Origin of the sequence: Maribacter sp. 1_2014MBL_MicDiv, assembly GCF_001865655.1 — a bacterium.
Taxonomy (GTDB): domain Bacteria; phylum Bacteroidota; class Bacteroidia; order Flavobacteriales; family Flavobacteriaceae; genus Maribacter; species Maribacter dokdonensis.
Map to the genome: position 1 here is coordinate 1,791,034 of NZ_CP011318.1, position 15,275 is coordinate 1,806,308.

Annotated in this window: 17 protein-coding genes; 9 read left to right on the forward strand and 8 right to left on the reverse strand. The window is 36.6% G+C overall.

From position 1 onward, the window contains the following. The first annotated feature begins 77 nt into the window (after positions 1–77). From YQ22_RS07495 to YQ22_RS07505, 3 genes are all read left to right on the forward strand, one after another. Positions 78–680: a carboxymuconolactone decarboxylase family protein gene (locus YQ22_RS07495; protein WP_058104690.1), complete on the forward strand. Its 603-nt coding sequence runs from the start codon at positions 78–80 to the stop codon at positions 678–680. A 456-nt stretch (positions 681–1,136) separates the two neighbouring features. Further along, a complete protein-coding gene (locus tag YQ22_RS07500) occupies positions 1,137–1,553 on the forward strand; it encodes a hypothetical protein (protein WP_071340685.1) in 417 nt (138 codons plus the stop codon). Next, complete coding sequence (locus YQ22_RS07505) at positions 1,553–1,747, forward strand: helix-turn-helix transcriptional regulator (RefSeq protein WP_058104688.1); 195 nt, start codon at positions 1,553–1,555, stop codon at positions 1,745–1,747. The genes YQ22_RS07500 and YQ22_RS07505 overlap by 1 nt, the downstream gene beginning before the upstream one ends. A 19-nt stretch (positions 1,748–1,766) precedes the next feature. On the opposite strand, the gene YQ22_RS07510 is transcribed toward YQ22_RS07505, so the two are convergent. The 6 genes from YQ22_RS07510 to YQ22_RS07535 all read right to left on the reverse strand — a co-directional run bounded on the left by YQ22_RS07510 (position 1,767) and on the right by YQ22_RS07535 (position 6,193). Continuing rightward, a complete protein-coding gene (locus YQ22_RS07510) occupies positions 1,767–2,339 on the reverse strand; it encodes a uracil-DNA glycosylase family protein (protein WP_071340686.1) in 573 nt (190 codons plus the stop codon). A gap of 29 nt (positions 2,340–2,368) precedes the next feature. Further along, positions 2,369–2,713 (reverse strand): HopJ type III effector protein, encoded by a 345-nt coding sequence (locus YQ22_RS07515; protein WP_071340687.1) that lies wholly within the window; start codon positions 2,711–2,713, stop codon positions 2,369–2,371. Between the two features lie 33 nt (positions 2,714–2,746). Then, positions 2,747–3,718, reverse strand: coding sequence for a hypothetical protein (locus tag YQ22_RS07520; RefSeq protein WP_071340688.1), 972 nt, complete (start codon positions 3,716–3,718; stop codon positions 2,747–2,749). Between the two features lie 3 nt (positions 3,719–3,721). Beyond that, positions 3,722–4,759 carry a cytochrome-c peroxidase gene (locus YQ22_RS07525; RefSeq protein WP_071340689.1) on the reverse strand — a complete coding sequence of 346 codons (1,038 nt, stop codon included), beginning with the start codon at positions 4,757–4,759 and terminating at the stop codon, positions 3,722–3,724. Positions 4,760–4,810: 51 nt separating this feature from the next. Next, positions 4,811–5,614, reverse strand: a complete 804-nt coding sequence (locus YQ22_RS07530; RefSeq protein WP_071340690.1) for an MbnP family protein — start codon at positions 5,612–5,614, stop codon at positions 4,811–4,813. A gap of 207 nt (positions 5,615–5,821) precedes the next feature. Then, positions 5,822–6,193 carry a hypothetical protein gene (locus tag YQ22_RS07535; RefSeq protein WP_071340691.1) on the reverse strand — a complete coding sequence of 124 codons (372 nt, stop codon included), beginning with the start codon at positions 6,191–6,193 and terminating at the stop codon, positions 5,822–5,824. Positions 6,194–6,366: 173 nt separating this feature from the next. Here YQ22_RS07535 and YQ22_RS07540 point away from each other — a divergent pair, with 173 nt between their 5' ends. After that, on the forward strand, positions 6,367–7,908 hold the full coding sequence (locus YQ22_RS07540) for a hypothetical protein (protein ID WP_156894542.1): 1,542 nt from the start codon (positions 6,367–6,369) through the stop codon (positions 7,906–7,908). 16 nt (positions 7,909–7,924) lie between these two features. Here the strand turns inward: YQ22_RS07540 and rsmI are convergent, their stop codons facing one another. Together rsmI and YQ22_RS07550 are read right to left on the reverse strand one after the other, a co-directional pair. Beyond that, positions 7,925–8,596, reverse strand: coding sequence for a 16S rRNA (cytidine(1402)-2'-O)-methyltransferase (gene rsmI, locus YQ22_RS07545; protein ID WP_071340693.1), 672 nt, complete (start codon positions 8,594–8,596; stop codon positions 7,925–7,927). A gap of 157 nt (positions 8,597–8,753) precedes the next feature. Next, positions 8,754–9,446, reverse strand: coding sequence for a hypothetical protein (locus YQ22_RS07550; protein WP_058104679.1), 693 nt, complete (start codon positions 9,444–9,446; stop codon positions 8,754–8,756). Positions 9,447–9,550: 104 nt separating this feature from the next. Between YQ22_RS07550 and YQ22_RS07555 the strand changes: the two genes are divergently transcribed. The 5 genes from YQ22_RS07555 (at position 9,551) to YQ22_RS07575 (ending at position 15,255) form a co-directional block, all read left to right on the forward strand. Further along, positions 9,551–10,195, forward strand: coding sequence for a thymidine kinase (locus YQ22_RS07555; protein ID WP_058104678.1), 645 nt, complete (start codon positions 9,551–9,553; stop codon positions 10,193–10,195). Continuing rightward, on the forward strand, positions 10,188–11,294 hold the full coding sequence (alr, locus tag YQ22_RS07560; RefSeq protein WP_071340694.1) for an alanine racemase: 1,107 nt from the start codon (positions 10,188–10,190) through the stop codon (positions 11,292–11,294). Before YQ22_RS07555 ends, alr begins: the two co-directional genes overlap by 8 nt. 84 nt (positions 11,295–11,378) lie before the next feature. Further along, a complete protein-coding gene (mscL, locus tag YQ22_RS07565) occupies positions 11,379–11,786 on the forward strand; it encodes a large conductance mechanosensitive channel protein MscL (RefSeq protein ID WP_058104676.1) in 408 nt (135 codons plus the stop codon). Positions 11,787–12,023: 237 nt separating this feature from the next. Beyond that, a complete protein-coding gene (locus YQ22_RS07570; RefSeq protein WP_071340695.1) occupies positions 12,024–13,013 on the forward strand; it encodes an aspartate-semialdehyde dehydrogenase in 990 nt (329 codons plus the stop codon). Positions 13,014–13,098: 85 nt separating this feature from the next. Further along, positions 13,099–15,255, forward strand: a complete 2,157-nt coding sequence (locus tag YQ22_RS07575) for a prolyl oligopeptidase family serine peptidase (protein WP_071340696.1) — start codon at positions 13,099–13,101, stop codon at positions 15,253–15,255. The last annotated feature ends 20 nt before the right edge of the window (positions 15,256–15,275 follow it).

Below are 15,275 nucleotides of genomic sequence, written 5' to 3' on the forward strand. Positions count from 1 at the left end.
GTTTTAATATCCAATGTGGTGAACTCAATGGCCAATAATCAATTAACACAACTTAAATAAATACTTAAACAAAACGTATGGCATTAGTTACACCTCTTGACCCAAATCATGATCCAGAAACCAAAGAATTGGCTGCATTTTTCAATGAAACTTTAGGATTTTGCCCTAATTCCGTATTAACCATGCAGCATAGGCCTGCAATTTCAAAAGCGTTTATAAATTTGAACAAAGCCGTTATGGCAAATGAAGGCCGCGTAACCTCTGCCCTAAAAAGAATGATTGCGTGGGTGAGTAGCAACGCTACGGGTTGTAGATATTGCCAAGCTCATGCTATACGAGCTGCAGAACGTTATGGTGCGGAACAAGAACAGTTGGATAATATTTGGGAATACAGAACACACCCTGCGTTTTCCGATGCAGAACGTGCCGCTTTAGATTTCTCCTTACAGGCCTCACAGGTACCTAACGGTGTTGATGCCGAAATAAAAGAACGTTTATACCAACACTGGAACGAAGGGGAAATTGTTGAAATGCTAGGCGTAATCTCCCTCTTTGGATATCTTAACCGCTGGAACGATTCTATGGGCACATCTATTGAAACGGGAGCTGTTGAAAGTGCCGACCAATACCTAGGTAAACATGGCTGGGAAAAAGGAAAACATGACGGATCGGTTTATTAGCAATTAGCAATTAGCAATTAGCAATTAGCAATTAGCAATTAGCAATTAGCAATTAGCAAAAGTTAAAAATCTGTATTGGGAATTACAAGAATAACTGTTGATTTCAAAACTTATGCTCAATTTGTAAATACTGTCAGTTTGAGTGGTTTTTTCTTGTAGTAGAACGGAAAGAAAAAAGCGTATCGAGAACCTTTTGGAACACGAAAGCTTCTCGATACTAATTTTCTCGTGCCTTAAAAATTCACTCGAAGTGATCATTAAATACTTGTATCAATTACATAAGTCTTGTTATAAACTTCATTGAGAAAGTAGCCGTAACCATCTAAATTTGGTAACGCTATTTACCATATTACAATATGTATTTATAACCTTAAAACTCTTTACTATTAATTAATATAACTATTATTTTTGTCATTATGTAAAGTATTATGTACTTTTAGTCTATAATAATAGACTATGAGTTTACAAATACTACCTAATAAGTTTAAAATAGTTGGACTATTTACTTTCTTTATTTTCTGCGGAATACCTTCAATTATTTCTTTTTTTATGGGATTTACCCAACCTTTTGAAAGCAATGAAAATTCACCATTTCTTCATGAATTATTGAACCCTACCATAATGAAATATGCGAATATTTTGACGATTCTAGGGATGCTGGTTTACATGCTAGCTAAAGAAAAGGTAGAGGATGATTACATTACCAAATTAAGGTTAGAATCATATCAATTAGCCACTATAATATGTTTAGCGATTACCTTCATTTTACATTTAATCAATGCTGAAATGATGTTTAATCTATCCTATCCCATATATATCTTCATTATTATATTTCTGATTATATTTTATTTCAAAAAAAGACAATTACATTAATGAAAAACCTGGTAAAAGTAGAACGAGCTCGATTAGATCTTACTCAAGCAGATTTAGCAGAAAAACTAGGGGTTTCAAGGCAAACTATTCATGCAATTGAAAAAAATAAATTTAACCCTTCAGTAATTTTAGCAATTAAAATGGCAAAATTGTTCAGCCTTAGTGTAGAAGAATTATTCTTAGTAGAAGAATAACTCATTCATGGTTATAAAATCAACCTAAAATATTAGCAACCAATTTCTGCAATTCCCCAACCACCTTTTCTTCGAACCAAGGATTTTTACTTCGCCAAAAACGATTTACTGGTGATGGATGTGGTAAAAGGAAATACTTTGGCAAAAACTCTTCGTAGTGCAACACATTCTCAGTCAAGTTCTTTTTAGCTTCTTGGCCCAAATATTGGTCTTGAGCATACTTGCCAATAAGTAGAATGAGTTTTACATTTTTGAACTCTTCCCACACTTTAGGGTGCCACAACGGGGCGCATTCTTTCCTTGGTGGTAGATCACCTGTTTTACCTTTGCCAGGATAACAGAATCCCATCGGCAATACGGCAAAATTTCCGGGATTGTAAAATACTTCGTCTGTAACACCTAACCATTCTCGTAGTTTTTTACCGCTTGGGTCGTCCCATGCCTTATTCTCGACATGGGCTTTTCTACCAGGTGCCTGACTCACCAATATTATTTTAGAATTCTTATTTCCTGTAACAATTGGTCTAGGTTCTAATGGCAAGTGTGCCTCACAAACCGTACAATTTCTTATTTCAACCAATAATTCTTGCATGGGTTTGTGATAAAGATTCTTTATTTATTCTATAATAACTTTAATGCTTCGCCCTCAAAATGCAAACCTTCAAAACCGGTCTCAATAAAATTTCTAATATTCTGATGAGAGTCTCCTTTTAAATCCAATAATACCTCATCAAAATAATAAGAACCAAAACAAACTAAGGTCTCTTCTTTTGTGAGGCCCTCTTTGATTGCAAACGATAATAATTTGCACGAACCAGAGTTTTGGCCAGCTTCATTTTTTACTTCTCCATTGGTAAATGCCGTAGGCGTAAAACTATATTTAGAATCTATTACCTGCATAGTGTCTGAAAAAGATATTTCTTTTGGTGCTGCAGTTAGTTTTTTTTTAAACTCTACTAATTTCATGGTCAGTTATTTAGGTTTTTAAAAGGTTATCTATCATATATTGATATTCAAATATAATGAAACCCTGTTTTTTACCTCAACTTTACCTTCATTCAAATTTTGCGAAATGGGCAGCATACTAGAAATCCCAAGTGCATATCTGTTATAATTTAACTCTACGGCCAATCGCCCAAAATAGACATTGCCACCGGTATCTGGTACCGCTAAACTAAACTCTAAATTCTCTTCAAAAAATTCGCATCCAACACCTATTTGCGGAGTAAGGGATACAGATGGGGATACATAGTAGGTCTTATACGTATTTAATGCCACATTCCATTGATTTCCAAATTGATACTTTTTACTGTTCTCCGTTTTAATGGTATAATTAACTAACGTGGACAAGCCCCAATTTCTATGGCTAATACCATAATTGGCAGCCAAAATATAATCCCAGCTTCCGGTACCTAATTGAAAACTTGGGTTAACACTGCCCTCAATATTTGCGGCATCAAAACTACCCGTAGGGAATTTTAGACCTCCACCAATTTGCAAGACATGTTCCGGTTTTATAGAAATAATACTATCTGGTGTTTGCCGTAGTACATTGTAATATGCCAAAACAGTAGCATCACCTATGCCCGTTATGGTCTGCTCAGTATTATCTGTAAAGGTTCTGTTATGAAAATGATACGGCAACAGGGCATTGATCAATACCCTTTTCCCAACCGGGAATTTTCCCCAGGCCTGTACCGTATTGAAGTTTTCGTTGATCCAAGGGGAATTATCAAAAATACCATCTCTTGAACGATACTTCTGACCTATATATCTCAAACCTACGAAATTATTGTTCAGCCCTGTTCCAAAACCCATGCTACCACCGTTACCCCCGCAGCCACAGGTGTCGCAGAAATATTCAAAGTCGGTATTTTTCCAAATACAATCAGATCCTACTTCTGGCAAATCATTTGCTATGGCACTAAATAGTCCGCCAAGCAACAACATATATATTATAATCTTGTTCATTTTTTAATATTCTGAAAATCGTTCGTCATTTATAAAAGTCTCATCTGTCAATAGTTCAAAGAAGGCCAATAGCCCTTCTTTTTCCGCATCGCTTAATGCTATTCCAAGTCCGTCATCCGTTCTTAAAGAATCATCCAATGTTTCTGAATCTACCACGCCATTGGCATAAAAATTCAGTACGGATTCTAGGCTACCGAACCTACCATCGTGCATGTAAGGAGCCGTTAGTGCTACATTACGTAAACTGGGCACTTTAAACTTATAATTATCATTAACACTACCGCTGACCTCAGCCCTACCAACATCGTTCAATTGAGGATTAGGTGGCAAGCCATTGTTTCTAAAACTACCATCGGTAAATAAATCAGTAGCATGGCAAGTGGCACACTTTTGTTGAAAAACCGTTAAACCATATGCTTCAACTTCGGTTAATTCCCCGCCCTCTTCATTTCGTACAAACTTGTCATACTTAGAATTTGAGGAAATCATCATGACCATAAACTGGGATAAGGCTTTTAAAAAATTCTCGGCGTTTACACCACCTTCTTCAAAAGCATTTTCAAACTGTTGCTGATATTCACTGTCCGCTATGATTTTATTGATGACTCCCGTCATGGTCTCCCCCATTTCTACCTCATTGGTTATAGGTATAATTGGAAAAAGGTCTAAATGCGATGTAGCACCATCCCAAGCAAATTCATTAAAAAATGCCATGTTAGCAATGGCAGGCGTATTTCTTGTGCCTTCCAAATCATCTACACCATGACTAAATTGATGACCGTGGTGGGTGAACGCAAAATTTTGCTCATGGCAGAACCCACAAGAGATAAACCCGTTGGAAGAGAGTTTACCATCATAGAACAATTTTTTGCCCAACTCAAAACCTAATTGTGTTGGCGGATTGGCTTCTATGTCATACACCAAATCAGGAAAATTCTCAGGAACTTCTACCGTCAACAAGGTATTCTCCAATGGTACATATCCCTCATTATTACAGGACACCAAACACACTAACAGCAATACCCAAAATAGATATTTCATCTGTTTTAATTTTAAAACAGGGCCGCTAAAACTAAGCGACCCCATATGTGATTAATGTGAGTGTTCTGATCCGTTATGTACGTGATCTACCGTAAACATACTTGCCGTATTTAAGGCCACCAATGGCGACTTTTCTTCGCTTACCATAATTACCGACTGTTCAGAAAGTGATAATTTATGCGCTCCGTCTAAAATAGCATTGGCATCTGCCACTAGGTGAACAATGGGAGACATTTCATCACTTACCAAAGCATCTGTACCCAGACTTAGGGTAACTTCCTTATAATTATCCAAGCTTGAACCATGACTACCCATATGCACCTTAAAATCTGTTGTTTCGGTCACGGTTTCCGAAGTAAACGTTCCTTCGAAATTTAAAAACTTATAGCCTGCCTGCCATGACCACATCATATTGGTCTCTTCGGCTACGGTTAAAAAATCGCCCTGGCCTTCAGCACCTTGAAGGTACTTTTCTTGATCTACACCCACACCAAAAGTGATAGACACATAGGTTCCCGCAGGTATATTCTCTAACACTACCTCTGTATTACCAGTTTCTTCACTGGTAACAAAGTAGCTGTCATCTTTTTCATAAGTAAAGGTTTCACCTTGATCATTGGTTAAACGAAAATTACTGACAATATAATTGAGCCTTGTAATTGTCAATGTTTCATTTTGGGAATTGGTATAGCTAGATGTTGCCAGTAAAAGATCATCTGATCCCACACTGTTATCAAACTCAAGCGTTACACTGTTCTCGCCAGTTAACTCCGTAGCAGTATCATCATCGCTGCTACAACTAACAAATACGGTTAATACTAAGGTTATTGCTAAAATTTTAAATATAGATTTCATCTGTTGATATATTATTATGAATGCAGAAGCCATGTAAAACTGGCTTGTTACATTCTTGTCATTGTATTGGTTTCACCTTATGCACAGGCATAAGATATTTTTAAATAAAATAATTGATCAGTTACCCCCGACTTCAGGATTTGAGCCGTGGTAATAACACATAGGTGGGCATCACTTCAAATAAGCTTGCCTAATCTACAATGCTATTTAGGAGATGAAATTTGGTGGACGAAAAACAGTAGATATAAACTGTTGTTCGTTCAAGTTAGAATGCATTGAAACCAAAGCTGTTTTAATCAATACACTTTCAAAATCAACATCAAGAATATTTACAAAGCCAATAGGATATTCGCGAAGATCGGCAGAAGGTATATCTTGATGATCTTTTTCTTGTTGCTCTTTGATCATTTGTGCCAAGTAACATTTACCATCACAATTAAGCATGGGCTTGTCTTTATTGATACACAGTACTTCAGCAATATAATCTTGATTTATCACATATTCTAACACAGGCAATACTGGCTTTACCATTGCAGTGAGGTAAAGAAGAATAAAGGTATATGTGAGAATTTTTTTCATGCTAAACTGGAGTAAAGGTAATTCTCATTTTGAAAATTTCTTATTTATTTCTCCAAATTAACACTTAGGGCTATTGATTTTAAATGATTTAGGTGAACAGCGTTTTAATGCGTATCAGAAAGTCAGAAAAGAAACGTTATATTTCAACATACAAACCCTTTTGCATTTATAATATGAGCAATAGACTCCTAAGGTTATCTTCGATTAAATTCACATGTTCATTCTTGTTTATCTTTATTATAGCCTGCTCTTCAAATGAGGACATCGTTATTGATAATGATGATGATCAAATAACCGAGGAGGTCGAAGAACCGGAAGAAGAAATTGTAGAACCTTTACCAGAAGGACCATCAGAGCAAGAAATATTGCAATCAAAGAATGATTTACTTCAGCTTTTAATTGAGAATACATTAAACAATGGAGTAAAAAAGACTTGGCACATTTCAAGCGCTTCATTAGTTAATGCTACGGGGACATTAGATATTACCGCTAATAGCAGCATTTTGGATGATGAATTTATTTTTACATCTTCTAATTCTTCCGATGAAGTATCAGGTATTTTAACCTGGAAAAAGAGAAAAGGTATAAACCATAATGCCGATGCAAATTCATCAATCGCGAATGACAATTATTCGTCGCCTGTGGAGCTTGACTTTATTATTAATGATAATATAGAAATAGTACATCCAGATTTTACACTGATCAAGGACACTGAAAATACAATTACCGGTGAAATTATAGTTGATGAAGCCACTAATTCCAAATTAATGGTTTCATTGGTCCAAAAAACTAGTGACGATTATAAAATAGCTCCCACTAACATTAACTTTAAATCATTTGCAAATTTCAACAATATTACCAGCTATGGTAAAACTACTGGATTTGTAGGGAGCAATAACACCAACAGTTTATATCTATCTTACCGTGATGATAGCAGTTCCCCAAGAGTTAGAAGGGTCTACAAATATGATATTAATTCGCAGGTTCTGGATTCTACCGAAATAACGTATACTGGTTCCGAATTTACTTCAAGCAGATTACATTTAATTGATGATCAATTAGTGGTTGTGGGTTCAGGACGAGTATCAACAATGAAAAACACATTGGATTCTGAAATTAGTACCTACCCATATGCTTCTAATTTATCAAGAGCTGGTTCTGCAGCCGTTGATTCTCAAGTGTATTTACTTGGAGGAGATTTAACTGTTCTAGACAATCCAAAAGTTCCTTTCAAAATCCGAAGTTTAAACAACAGCACTTATGATTTACAAGATGTTTTTACCATAGAGGAATCAAGGACTATTGCAGAAGGAGAAATAGTTGATTCTGATTTATATGTTTTTGGCGGATTAGTTGAGAACTCAAATCCATATGAATTAATTAAAACCGGTTTTAAATACAACCTGGATAATGGCTCTTTAGATTATTTTGATTTACCTAAAGGAATATTTGAAACTACAGCTTGCAGATATGAGAATCTAATCTTTGTTTCAGGTAAATTACCTTTTGTGGAGAATGAGCCAAACTTCTTTTTTGGTGTCTTAAATGTAGAAACAAATTCTTTTATAGAAACCTCTATCAATTTTGAAAGTATAGATCCGAGTTTGGTGGATATTGAAGGCTTAACTATTGTTAACGATACTTTATATATTGCTGTAGAAAATATTTCAAACTCTAATATTGTTGTAGAATATGTAGATTTAAATTCCCTTTAATTTAAGTGTAAAACTGTTATTTATTCCCCCCAACAATAATAACGATCTCACCTTTTGGCGGTTTTTCCGTAAAATGTTTTAAAACTTCTTCGGCAGTTCCACGAACGGTTTCTTCGTACAACTTAGTTAATTCCCTTGATACGGAAACCGGTCTTTCTGCACCGAAATATTCAACAAAATTTCCTAATGTCTTTACAAGTTTATGTGGAGATTCATAAAAGATAATGGTGCGCGGTTCTTCTGCCAATAACTTTAAACGTGTTTGCCTTCCTTTCTTTACCGGAAGAAATCCTTCAAAAACAAATTTGTCATTTGGCAAACCACTGTTGACCAATGCAGGTACAAAAGCCGTGGCTCCCGGTAAGCATTCTACCTCAACACCTGCTTCTACACAGGCACGGGTCAATAAAAATCCAGGATCTGAAATTGCCGGCGTGCCAGCATCGGAAATCAATGCAATATGCTCCCCTCCTTTTAGTTTTCCCACTAAAAAATCGACCATTTTATGCTCATTATGCATATGGTGACTCTTCATTGGTGTACCAATTTCAAAATGATGCAAGAGCTTTCCACTGGTACGGGTATCTTCCGCCAGAATCAAATCTACCTCTTTAAGAACCCGTATGGCCCTTAAGGTCATGTCTTCTAAGTTTCCTATAGGTGTTGGCACTAGATACAGCTTTCCCATTTGTTTTAAAGTGAACAACCTCAAGGCACGACCTCGAAGCATTGTATTGAAAATTTAATTTAGATTTAGATGCAAGCGTAGATTTGATTCAACTCTTGATTATCGTATAAAAAACCCAACACAAGTGCTGGGTCTATGATATTTAGTTTTATAACTCTTAAGAAAATCTACGAGAAACCAATTCTATGAATCGTTCTTCAAATGCTTCTTTTCCTACCCAATTATTGTAATCAGGTTTCACCATATTCTTTATAAATGCAATTGACCTTTCTTCAGTATCAATAGTATTCAATTGCGACAACACACGGTTATAATCTTCCATACTATCATTGAACAAATGCTTTACAAAAGCCAAGCGGTCATTTAAATCTACCTTTACATTACTTTTTGCCAAGCGATCATTAAGTGACTTTGGTAATGCTTCGGCCTGCTTTAGATCTGCTTTTGTAGGGGTGAACAATTCTTTATCGTTCTTCATTAAATCGGGCTTCGACATAAATTCTGTCAAAACATCTTCTAATTCATCTGTGCTGGGCATTTCAGAAACAAAACCTTTAATGGTATCCATCCCTGGATATTGAATAATATCCTCTTCATGTGGATTACTTTCCGGTACCGATTTATTAGAATCTAAAACGGCATTTGCCATTTCCTCAAATTTTGCCGCTATCGCATTTTTAGAAACATCTACTTCCATGTCATTGAGCTCTACCTCAATGAATTTTAATACTGCTAATTTTTCATACAAGTTCTTAGAAATCTCATACAAACTTGTAACATCATCTAAGTTCTCCGCAGTCAAAATTTCTGTAGATAACTTTCTCAATTCCAGTTTCAACTTGTTTTTCATAGTACAATTTTTAAGGTCAAGACCTAAATAGCAGGATTTTTAAATACCTTTATCATCTTTAAAGAATAAACGAAAATCCACTTATTTTCGTCTAAAATTACAAAATGTTTCTTGAAAACACAGTTAATCATAAAGAACAATTCGGCTGGATAGAAGTCATTGCCGGGTCTATGTTTTCTGGAAAGACAGAAGAACTGATCCGTAGACTTAAACGTGCCCAATTTGCCAAATTAAAGGTTGAAATCTTTAAGCCAATGGTTGATACCCGTTATGATGATGAAATGGTGGTATCGCACGATGCAAATGAAATTAGGTCTACTCCGGTACCCGCGGCAGCCAACATTCGTATTTTGGCAGACACTTGTGATGTTATAGGCATTGATGAAGCTCAATTCTTTGATGATGAAATAGTTACCGTTTGCAACGACCTTGCCAATAAAGGGGTAAGGGTTATTGTTGCAGGTCTGGACATGGATTTTAAAGGAAAACCTTTTGGACCTATGCCTGCGCTTATGGCCACTGCAGAATATGTTACCAAAGTACACGCCATTTGTACACGAACCGGTAATTTGGCCAACTACAGTTTTAGAAAATCGAGCAACGATAAATTGGTGATGCTAGGTGAGGTTAATGAATATGAACCCTTAAGCCGTGGCGCCTATTATAAAGCCATGCTTAAAGAGAAAGTGAAAACGATCGATGTAAATTCCGAAGAGGTAAATACGATCAAAAAAAGCGAAAATGGCTAAGGCAGAAGAGACCGTTTTAGAGATCGACCTAAAAGCACTTGGTCATAATTACAATGTACTCCGATCAAAAATAAAGCCCGAAACCAAATTTATGGCGGTCGTAAAGGCATATGCCTATGGTAGCGATTCGGTCGCTATTGCCAAACACTTACAAGAGTTGGGTACAGATTATTTTGCAGTTGCATATGTTAACGAAGGCATTACCCTTAGAGAAGGTGGTATTACTGCACCCATTTTGGTTTTACACCCACAAAAAGTACATTTTACAAGTCTAATTGAACACCGGTTAGAGCCTAGCATATATTCGCAATCTATTTTAACCGATTTTATTGCTACGGCAAATGCTATGAACATCGTAGACTACCCCGTACATTTAAAATTTAATACTGGACTAAACCGATTAGGGTTTTCTGCAGATGAATTGCCCATAATTGCAAGTCTTGTTGAACAACAAAAAGCCATTAAAATTGTGGCGGTATTATCACATTTGGCAGCAACCGAAGATCATGAGGAAAGAGCGTTCACCAATTTGCAATTACAGCGATTTAAGAACATTTGCCAGCAGGTGGACCAACTTTTTAAGGATAAACCGATTAAACATGTATTAAATACTTCGGGTATTATAAATTACCCAGAAGCGCAGTACAATATGGTGCGAAGTGGAATTGGCTTATATGGTTACGGAAACGAACCAGAAGTTGACGCTACGTTACAACCCGTAATGACCTTAAAAACCATAATTGCCCAAAAACACGTTATTTCTGAAGGTGAGTCTGTGGGTTATAACAGAAAATATACCTCCAATTCCAAAAGAATTACCGCAACTTTACCCATAGGGCATGCAGATGGTATAGGTAGAGAATACGGTCATGGTAAAACTTTTGTAAGCGTTAACGGTCAATTGGCTCCAATAATAGGTAATGTTTGCATGGATATGATAATGATAGATGTTACTTCTATTGCATGCGATGAGGGCGATGAGGTCATTATTTTTGGAAAACCCTTACCGGCAAACGAATTTGCCGAAACCGCACAAACCATTTCATATGAACTTTTAACAGGTCTTTCACAGCGAATTAAAAGAATAATCGTTCACTGATTTGTTAACATTTATTTAAGGAATCGCTTTTTTTTGTAAATTGCCTCACTTATTATATTTAACCATTAATAAAAACACTAGAACATGTTAAAAGAATTTAAGGAGTTTATTATGACAGGTAATGTCATAGATTTAGCCGTAGCCGTATTACTTGCAGGCGCTATGGGATTAGTTGTTAGCGGTTTCGTTAGCGATGTAATGATGCCAATTGTTGGTCATTTTAGTGGTGGACTTGATTTCGCCGATATGAAAGTTGTATTGGATGAAGCTGTTGTTGCTGCCGATGGATCAGTGACCAAACCAGAGAATGCTATTCTTTACGGTAAGTGGATCAATGCTATCATCAACTTGGTTATCGTTGGTTTTGTATTATTTATCATTGTTAAAGCTTACAACAAAACTAAAACTCCTCCTGCTCCTGTTGAAGAGGCTCCAAAAGGACCTACTGCTGAAGAATTATTGGTAGAGATTAGAGATGCTTTAAAAAAGTAATTTAAAATATACCCTTGGAAAAGGGAACCGTTGCACTGCAACCTATTTTAATTTAAACCGTCAACGTTGTTTCGCTAACAACATTGACGGTTCTTTTTTTATCCACTATCCAAGTCCACTCTACTAATTAATTGTTACAAATAAAACATTTTGTTATATTTTGATTATTCTTTTCTTTTTTGCTTGTGCAAGTACTTGTAATACGTATTTTTGCCGCTTAATATAATTGTTTCACAAATGAAAGTAGCTGTTATTGGTGCCACAGGCATGGTTGGCGATGTAATGTTGAAAGTATTGGCAGAACGTAATTTTCCGTTAACGGAATTATTATTGGTTGCCTCTGAGCGTTCCGTAGGTAAGAAAATGACCTTTAAAGGAAATGAATATACGGTTATAGGCTTAGCAGATGCTGTAGCTGCAAGACCCAATATTGCCATATTTTCTGCCGGTGGCGACACTTCTTTAGAATGGGCTCCAAAATTTGCCGAAGTTGGTACTACGGTCGTAGATAATTCTTCAGCATGGAGAATGGACCCTACAAAAAAATTGGTGGTTCCGGAAATCAATGCCCATGAGCTTACCGCTGAAGACAAAATTATAGCCAACCCTAACTGTTCTACCATACAATTGGTCATGGCGTTACACCCTTTACATAAAAAATATAAAATGAAACGTGTGGTCGTTTCAACCTACCAGTCTGTTTCTGGTACCGGGGTAAAAGCAGTTAAACAGCTGGAGAACGAAATTGCCGGTGTTCAAGGCGAAATGGCATACCCTTATCCTATTGGTAGAAATGCCCTGCCCCACTGCGATGTGTTCTTAGAAAATGGTTATACAAAAGAAGAAATGAAACTGGCCCGCGAGCCACAGAAGATTCTTGATGACCGTACATTCTCAGTTAGTGCAACCGCTGTTCGTATTCCTACGGCAGGTGGGCACTCAGAATCTGTAAACGTGGAATTTGAAAATGATTTTGAATTAAACGAGGTGCGCCAATTATTGAACGAAATGCCAGGTGTTACGGTACAAGACAACCCAGATACCAATACCTACCCAATGCCAATTTATGCTCATGACAAAGATGAGGTATTCGTTGGGCGTTTACGTAGAGATGAAACTCAAAGAAACACTTTGAATATGTGGATCGTAGCAGATAATCTTAGAAAAGGTGCCGCAACAAACGCTGTTCAAATTTCTGAATATTTAGTAGAAAAAGGCTTAGTTTAATTTATACCCTTAGAACGTTAAAACCTTCAAAACTTCACAGTTTTGAAGGTTTTTTTATGGTATTTTAGTACAAACTGAACTACACATGAAAAATGTTATACCGGCGCTCTTTGCTGTTGCACTAATTTCTTCTTGTAAAAACGAATCTAAACCAGAACCCATTATCGTGAATTACCCTGTTACCGCAAAAGTAGATACCGTAGACACTTATTTTGGCACCGAGGTCAAAGATCCATACCGCTGGCTTGAAGATGATAGAAGCCCAGAGACAGAAGCTTGGGTAAAAGATCAAAACAAAACTACATTTGGCTACCTAGAAAAAATTCCATTTAGAGACGACCTTAAAAACCGATTGGAAAAATTATGGAACTATGAGAAATTAGGGTCTCCGTTCAAAAAGGGAGATTACACCTATTTCTATAAGAATGACGGCCTACAAAATCAATATGTTGTATATAGGGCTAAAGGAGATGAAGAACCTGAGGTTTTTTTAGACCCCAACACCTTTTCTGAAGATGGCACCACATCTTTAGCAGGATTAAGTTTTACCAAAGATGGATCTTTGGCCGCCTATCTCATTTCAGAAGGTGGTAGCGATTGGCGAAAAGCTATTATTCTCAATGCCGAAACCAAAGAAGTTGTGGAAGATACCTTAATTGATATTAAATTCAGCGGACTTTCTTGGAAAGGAAATGATGGTTTTTACTATTCTAGTTATGACAAACCAAAAGGTAGCGAACTCTCCGCCAAAACAGATCAACATAAAGTATACTATCATAAACTGGGTACTCCACAAAAAAATGATGAACTTATTTTTGGCGGTACACCTACAGAAAAACATCGTTATATTGGTGCCAGTGTTACTGAGGACAACAAGTACTTATTGATCAGTGCATCCGTTTCCACTTCTGGAAACAAATTGTTTATAAGAAACCTTGAAGACCCAAATGGATTGTTGATACCTATAGTTGAAGACACGGAATCTGACAACTATGTAATTGACAATGTTGGTTCAAAACTATACATTGTAACCAATAGAAATGCTCCCAATAAAAAAATAGTAACGGTAGATGCCAGTAAACCCGAAGCTAAAAATTGGGTAGATTTTATTCCAGAAACCGAAATTGTATTGAACCCCAATACAGGTGGTGGCTATTTCTTTGCAGAATACATGGTTGATGCTATCTCAAAGGTTTTTCAGTATGATTATGAAGGCAAACTTATACGTGAAGTAGATTTACCAGGTCTTGGTTCTGTGGGTGGATTTGGCGGTGAAAAGGAAGATAAGGAATTGTATTTCTCTTTTACCAATTACAATACGCCGGGATCAACTTTTAAATATAATGTAGAAAGTGGTACATATGAGCTGTATTGGAAACCGAATATAGATTTCAATCCTGAGAACTACACTTCTGAACAGGTTTTCTATAGTTCTAAAGATGGCACTAAAGTACCAATGATCATTACCTATAAAAAAGGAACCGAACTTAATGGTAAAAATCCGACTATTCTGTACGCCTACGGCGGATTCAATGTTAGTGTAACTCCGTCTTTTAGCATCGGTAATGCCGTTTGGATGGAACAGGGTGGAATTTACGCTGTACCCAATTTACGTGGTGGTGGTGAATATGGCAAAAAATGGCATGATGCGGGAATAAAAACTAAAAAGCAAAATGTTTTTGATGACTTTATCGCAGCTGCAGAATATTTAGTGGACAACAACTATACTTCAAAGGAGTATTTAGCTATTCGTGGCGGCTCTAACGGTGGTTTACTTGTTGGCGCCACAATGACCCAAAGACCAGATTTAATGCAGGTAGCGCTACCTGCAGTGGGTGTAATGGATATGCTTCGTTATCATACATTTACAGCTGGTGCCGGTTGGGCCTATGACTATGGTACCGCAGAAGATAGTGATGAAATGTTCCAGTATTTAAAAGGCTACTCCCCTGTACATAATGTAAAAACAGGTACTGCATACCCTGCAACCTTGGTAACTACCGGCGATCATGACGATAGGGTAGTGCCTGCACATAGTTTTAAGTTTGCGGCAGAACTACAGGAAAAACAAGCAGGGTCTAACCCAACTTTAATCCGAATAGAAACCAATGCAGGTCATGGAGCAGGTACACCCGTAAGCAAAACCATTGAACAATATGCCGATATTTTTGGGTTCACCCTATTTAACATGGGATACTCAGAGCTACCCAATAAAAGTGTTTTAAAGGAATTTAAAGAGTAAATATTTTTTTAAATCAATAA